The organism is Nesterenkonia sp. AY15 (assembly GCF_022565855.1).
In the GTDB taxonomy this organism is placed as follows: domain Bacteria; phylum Actinomycetota; class Actinomycetes; order Actinomycetales; family Micrococcaceae; genus Nesterenkonia.
The window spans coordinates 21,884-27,883 of sequence record NZ_JAJOYV010000013.1; the positions used below are offsets into that span (position 1 = coordinate 21,884).

General features: G+C 70.7%; 6 protein-coding genes and 1 pseudogene. 3 read left to right on the top strand and 4 right to left on the bottom strand.

The window, feature by feature from the left end:
- Positions 1-16 precede the first annotated feature (16 nt).
- A complete protein-coding gene (locus LSI54_RS13240; RefSeq protein ID WP_241470686.1) occupies positions 17-631 on the top strand; it encodes a TetR/AcrR family transcriptional regulator in 615 nt (204 codons plus the stop codon).
- Between the two features lie 9 nt (positions 632-640).
- Positions 641-1,252, top strand: coding sequence for a LysE family translocator (locus LSI54_RS12685; RefSeq protein WP_241465910.1), 612 nt, complete (start codon positions 641-643; stop codon positions 1,250-1,252).
- Here the strand turns inward: LSI54_RS12685 and LSI54_RS12690 are convergent.
- The 4 genes from LSI54_RS12690 to LSI54_RS12705 are packed head-to-tail and all read right to left on the bottom strand — an operon-like array spanning position 1,249 to position 5,616.
- A complete protein-coding gene (locus LSI54_RS12690) occupies positions 1,249-2,781 on the bottom strand; it encodes an ATP-binding cassette domain-containing protein (protein WP_241478546.1) in 1,533 nt (510 codons plus the stop codon). The genes LSI54_RS12685 and LSI54_RS12690 overlap by 4 nt on opposite strands.
- Positions 2,774-3,556, bottom strand: coding sequence for an energy-coupling factor transporter transmembrane component T family protein (locus LSI54_RS12695; protein WP_241470684.1), 783 nt, complete (start codon positions 3,554-3,556; stop codon positions 2,774-2,776). Before LSI54_RS12695 ends, LSI54_RS12690 begins: the two co-directional genes overlap by 8 nt.
- Complete coding sequence (locus tag LSI54_RS12700) at positions 3,534-4,553, bottom strand: histidine kinase (RefSeq protein ID WP_241465916.1); 1,020 nt, start codon at positions 4,551-4,553, stop codon at positions 3,534-3,536. The genes LSI54_RS12695 and LSI54_RS12700 overlap by 23 nt, the downstream gene beginning before the upstream one ends.
- Entirely contained in the window at positions 4,540-5,616 is a 1,077-nt protein-coding gene (locus tag LSI54_RS12705; protein ID WP_241470683.1) for a nucleoside hydrolase, read from the bottom strand. The genes LSI54_RS12700 and LSI54_RS12705 overlap by 14 nt, the downstream gene beginning before the upstream one ends.
- A gap of 154 nt (positions 5,617-5,770) precedes the next feature.
- On the opposite strand from LSI54_RS12705, the pseudogene LSI54_RS12710 reads away from it, so the two are divergent.
- Positions 5,771-6,000, top strand: a pseudogene (locus LSI54_RS12710) (iron ABC transporter substrate-binding protein); the annotation flags it as partial.

Genomic DNA, 6,000 nt, shown 5'->3' on the forward strand with positions numbered 1-6,000 from the left:
TCGGAGATCCAACCCTGTGCGACCTTCCAAACGCCGCGAGATCCTCGACGCCGCCACCCGGGTGGTCCAGCGTGAAGGCGTGACCACGCTGACCTACGAGTCGGTGGCCGCCGAGGCCGGCATGACCAAGGGTGGGCTGCTCTACCACTTCCCCTCACGGGAGGAGCTGCTGCTGGGCCTGCACCGGCATGTGGCGCAGAACTGGGAGCTGGCGCTGGAGGCCCAGGCCGGCGGCACGGCCCAGGAGCTCAGCCGCGACGAACGCTTCCGGGCCTTCGTGCGGCTCTCCCAGAACCCCGAGCGCGCGGAGCTGCTGCTGATGCTCGAGGCCTCCGAGGATCCGGTGGCCAACGCCGCCTGGGACGAGGTCTTCGCCCGCTGGGCGCCGCAGCCGCCGGGAGTCCCCCGGCCCGCTGAAGCTCCGCTGTCCACGGGCACCCAAGAGACCCAGGCCCTCGACGACGACGCCGCGGAGGCCGCTGCGGTCCAGCGCTTCATCGCGCGGCTCGCCGCCGACGGGCTGTGGTTCTACGAGGCGCTCTCCACCGAGCGGCTGGACCCGCGACTGCGCGAACGGGTGACCGAGGAGATCATCGCGCTCGCGCAGAGCGCCGAGGTGCTGGCAGAGTAGTCTCGTCCAGTGGCGATTCTCTCTCTGATGCTCTTCGTGGTGGCCGGCGCCGGCACCCCCGGGCCGAACAACACCATCGTGATGGCCTCCGGAGCCGCCTACGGCTTCAAGCGGACGCTGCCGGCGATCCTGGGAGTGAACCTCGGCTTCCCGTCCATGGTGCTGCTGGTGGGGATCGGTCTCGGCCAGGCGCTCGAGCAGTGGCCGGTGATCCTCGACATCCTGCGCCCCGTCGGGATCCTCTACCTGCTCTGGCTCGCCTTCAAGATCGCCAACGGACCCACCACGCTGACCCCGAACCCCGGAGCCAAGCCGCCGGGGTTCGTGCAGATGGCGCTGTTCCAGTTCGTCAACCCCAAGGCGTGGACCCTCTCAGTGGCCGCGCTGAGCACCTTCACCGGCTTCTGGGACTCCTTCATGCTGGAGGTTGCGGTGATCGCGCTGGTGGCCTGCACCTTCGGCGCCCCCTTCACCGTGGCGTGGACGCTGCTGGGCGTGGGCGCAGGCCGGATCATCTCGCAGCCCGCGCACATGCTGATCTTCAACCTGGTCATGGCCGGGCTGCTGGTCGTCTCGGTGGTGCCCGCCATGGTGGACACCTGGGAATCACTGCCTCTCTAGCTGCTCGCGTCCAGGCGCAGCTGGTGATCGCTGATCTCGGACGCCCAGCGCTGATCGTGGGTCGCCACCAGCACCGCACCTCCCGCGGCGGTGAACCCGCGGACCAGAGAACTCAATCGGTGCATCCCGGCGGCATCACGGCCCAGCGTGGGTTCATCTAGCAGGAGCACCGCGGGCTTCAGCAGCAGCGCGGACGCGATCACGCAGTCCTTGCGCTGGGCGGGCACCAGATCATAGGGATGCTCCTCGGCGTCAGCGCTGAGCCCTGCGGTCTCCATCACCTGTTCCACGTCCAGCTCTCGCTGCGCCCGTGCGCGCCGCCGGTCTTCGCGTCTGAGCCGGCGTCCCCCCGGGCCCAGCGGGGCCGCGCGCATCAGCTCCGCGCGCACCGTGGAGGCGGAGAGCTGGTCTCCGGGATCCTGGCCCACCCAGGCCAGGTGGTCCGCGCGGCGATGCGCCGGTGCCGCGGCGAGCTCGACGCCGCCTGGTCCGATGATCCTGGTCCCAGGCTCTGCGGGAAGAAGTCCCGCCAGGGCGCTGAGCAGCGTGGACTTCCCCGACCCGTTGGCGCCGAACAGGACGGCCACCTCCCCGGCGCGCAGGTCCAGCGCGACGCCGTCCAGCACCCGGATGGCGTCGCGCTGGACGGAGAGCTCCCGCACGCGCAGCAACACCTCCTGGCCAGGGTCGGGCGCCGGCGCGGATGGCTCGCTCTGCGCAGCCGGGGTGCGGCGAACGTCCCAGATCTCGTGCTCGTCCAACTGCGCCCGGGTCAGCTCCGCCGCCGGCAGCAGACCCCCCGGGGTCATCGTGGCAGGGCGCCCCTGGTCGAGGAACAGCACCTCGTCGCAGGCGGCGGTGAGGTCATCGTGCTGATGCCCCGTCAGCAGCACTGCGCCCCCGGCGTCACGGAACTCGCGCAGGGACCGGGCCAGGCGCCGTCGTGCGCTGGCATCGAGGGCCTGGGAGGGCTGATCGAGCACCAGGACGCTCGGGCGCAGGGTGAGCAGCCCGGCGAGGGCGGTGAGCTGCCGTTCCCCGCCGGAGAGCGTGGAGAGGTCTCGTTCAGCCAGGCCAGCGATGCCCAGCGCCTGCAGGCTGGCATCGGCGCGCTCCAGGCACTCGGGCAGGGGCAGCCCCAGCAGCCGCCCAGGAAGCGCGGCCTCGTCTCGGACGGTGCGGGTCAGCCCGGTGAGCTGGGCCTCCGGGTCGTCGCCGAGCATCCCCACCCCGCCGCGCACGTGAGCACCGTCGTGCTCGCCGCTGGAGGAGTGCCCTCCATCGGTCTGGTCACGCAGCTCGCGCACGCCGGTGCTGTGCCCGTGTTCGCCGAGCAGTCCGGCGGCGGCACGGGCCAGGGTGGAGGTGCCCGCTCCCTGTGGGCCCAGGACCGCGACGGCATCACCGGGGCGAAGTCCCAAGTCCACGGCCTCCAGAGCGGGAGTCTCGGCGCCGCGGTAATGGAACCCGAAGTCGGTCAGACGCAGCAGCGGCTGCAGGGCGGAGGAGGACGGCGCGGGGTCAGGCATCGAAGACTCCGAGGATCTCGGTGGCAGAAGGCAGCGGCAGCAGTCCGGCCAGAGAGGCGACCACCAGCAGAGCTGAGCCGACGACGGCGCCCCAGCGCAGTCCGCGCTGGCCCGCGCCCTGGGGATAGAACCGGGCCGGGGTGGGGTGAGCGGCCTGGCCGAACCCGCGCTGAGAAAGGGCGTCATGGCGCTGATCGAGCTGTGTGATCGCGGTGACCAGCAGTCCGGTGAGCACCCCGGTGAGCAGGCGCAGCCGCACGAGCAGCCGGTCGGTGTCCCAGCCGCGGGCGGAGCGGGCTGTCAGGGCGGCGCGGACCCGGTGCTGGGCCAGCGGTATCAGGCTCATCGCGGCGGCGCACACATAGGCCAGGGACAGGGGCAGGCGCAGGGTCAGCAGGCCGTCGAAGGCACGCGTCGGGTCAGACCCGAAGGCGAACAGCGCGCAGACGGCCACCATCGCGGCGACCCGGAGCCAGAGCTGGATCGCCAGCGCGACGCCCTCCACGGTGACCGCGGCGGGTCCGAACTCGGCGAGGACCTCGGCCTGCTCGCCGGGGTAGAAGAGCCCCTGGATGATGCCGACCATGACCAGCATGGGTCCGGCCAGCACCACCAGGGTCAGCAGCCAGCTGCGGAAGCGGACCCGCGGGGAGGCCGCCGCTGTGACCACCGCGCAGATGAGCACGGCGGCCGGGATCAGCGGGGAGGGGACTCCGTAGACGAGCAGCAGCGCACAGCCGAGCAGGACCAGCTCAGTGGCTGGATGCAGCCGCATGCGACGATCCTGCGGTGTCCGGCGGCGTGCCCTGTGCCGCAGACCGCTTCGCGGCGGCGCGTTTCGCAGCCGAGCTCTTCACCTTGGAGTGCTCGGTGAAGGGGAACCTGCTGCGCAGCCGGCTCGGCAGCGCAGCGATCACCAGGAAGGCCAGCGCGAAGATGATCGCCTTATCGGCGATGTCGCTGCCCAGTCCCTGGATGGTGGCGGCGCCGAGCATCGAGGCGCCCGCGCCCTGCAGGGCGGCGACGACGCTGCCGGTGCCCACGCCGAGTCCGCCGCCGTAGATGAAGGCGGCCACCGGGGTGGCGATCAGGCCGGCGGGGATCCCTGCCAGGGCGCCGGCGATGACGGCCCACCAGATGCGGCGGAAGCCGCCGAGTCGAGCGGCCCAGCCAGCGGCGGCGCCGATGAACGCGGCGCCGGCGGTGAAGGCGATGACGGTCGGGTTGATCGTCACGCCCCAGATGACGTTGGTCAGGATGCCGGTCAGCGCGCCGGCGGCGGGGCCGGCGATGACACCGATGATGACGGTGCCCAGGGAGTCCAGGTAGAGCGGGATGGGGGTCATCGTGCCGACGATCTGTCCGGTGGCGATGTTCAGCGCGATCATCACCGGCATCAGGGCGAGCACGCTGCGCGGGATTCGCGGGAGCGTGCCGGCGGCGATGAGCACGGCGCCGAGCAGGTATCCGACCATCACACCGAGGGTGGTGTTGCCCAGGTCGGCGCCGAGAGTGGCGGGCTGGGTGGTGAGCACCCAGAGGTAGGTGCCGACGATCACGGCGGCACCGGCGGTGAGCGCCAGGACGGACCACAGCGGGGGAGCGGGCCTGATGTGGTTCCCGGCGCGATCTGTCGTGGACGCCTGGGGCGTGCGGGCCTTGGAGGCGCGGGAGCGGGTGGTGCGGGATTCAGCAGCGCGAGTCTTCGGGGTTTCTCCGGGATCCGCCGCGGTGACGGACCCCTGCCCAGAGTGCGGGTCAGTGTGAGCCATGATGTTGTGGTCCTCTTCTCAAGGTGATGGTCAGGTGATCCAGGAACGCCTCGGCGTCCAGGCTGCGGATGATCTCCGCATTGGGCGCACGGCCCCAGCGGCCGAGCCAGTCGGCCACGGTCTCGCCACGGGTCAGCGTGCCGATGAGTTCGACGTCGACCGCTGCCTTCTCGGTCTTGCGCGCCCAGGGAATTATCCCGTCTGTGGCGCGCGGGAACGAATCCCGCTCAGGTCCTGCCGCCGGGGAGGGGCTTTCGCCGTGGTTCTGGATCCGGGCCCAGGCCACCGCGGCGGCGGTGACATAGGGATCATGGACATGGGCGAGGTAGCCGTGGCCATCTGCCTCGTGGAACTCGAAGTAGAACCGAAGCGCCTCCGCGAGCTGGGCCAGCCAGGCCGACCAGACCTCCGAGCTGGTCCCGTCGAGGATCTGCTGCAGCCGCACCGGGGTCAGCGCCACCGCTTCGGTGGCCTCTATCGGGCCGATCACCGGCAGGTGGGTGGACTCGCCGAAGGCGTCGATCACGGCCTTGGTGGCTTCGGGGTCGTAGCTGACGTTCCACTCAGTGGTGGGTCGGGTGTTGCCCCGGTAGTTGAATGCTCCGCCCATGATGAAGAGCCGCCTCAGCAGCTGTGGAAGCTTCGGTTCCAGCCGCAGCGCCAGGGCCAGGTTGGTGGCCGGGCCGGTGAGCACCCCGATCAGCTCGCCCGGGTGTGCGTGGGCCGCTCGGACCCAGGCCTGCGCGGCGGGAAGCTCATCGGCGGTGATCCTGCCGGTGGGCAGCCGGGCGTAGCCGGCGCCGGTGTCCCCGTGGGTCTCCTCCGCGTATTCGGACACCCCGGCGAGCGGGTGTTCAGCCCCGACGTGGACCGACAGGTCGGTGCGGCCGGCCAGCTGCAGCCAGCCCAGCGTGTTCGCAAGCACCTGGGCGGTGGAGACATTGCCGCCGCTGGCGGCGAGACCGGTGATCTCGACGTCGTCCTGACAGAAGAGCCAGCCCAGCGCGAGGGCGTCATCGATGCCGGGGTCACAGTCCAGGAAGAGGGGGATCACCTGCACCATTGTGCCGGGTGCGCCTGGGTCTCCTCGCTCAACATAGAGCCTTATTCAATTAAGACACACCAACCTTGCGTATCTTAGGGTAGCCTTGTATCAGACCAGTCAGGGCCGCATCGGCGAGCCCCTCCCCCCGATGCGAGACGAAGGAACACCATCCATGCGCAGAACCTCCGTGGTGGTCACTCTGGGCGCACTTGTCGCCCTGACCGCGACCTCCTGTGGCGATACCGCTGAGCCGGCGTCGAACGGTGACGAGACCACCGCCGAGCAGGAGAGCCTGGTGCTCTATTCCGGGCGCAACGAGGAACTGATCCAGCCGCTCATCGACACCTTCTCGGAAGAGACCGGCATCGAGGTCGAGGTGCGCTACGGCGACACCGCCGAGCT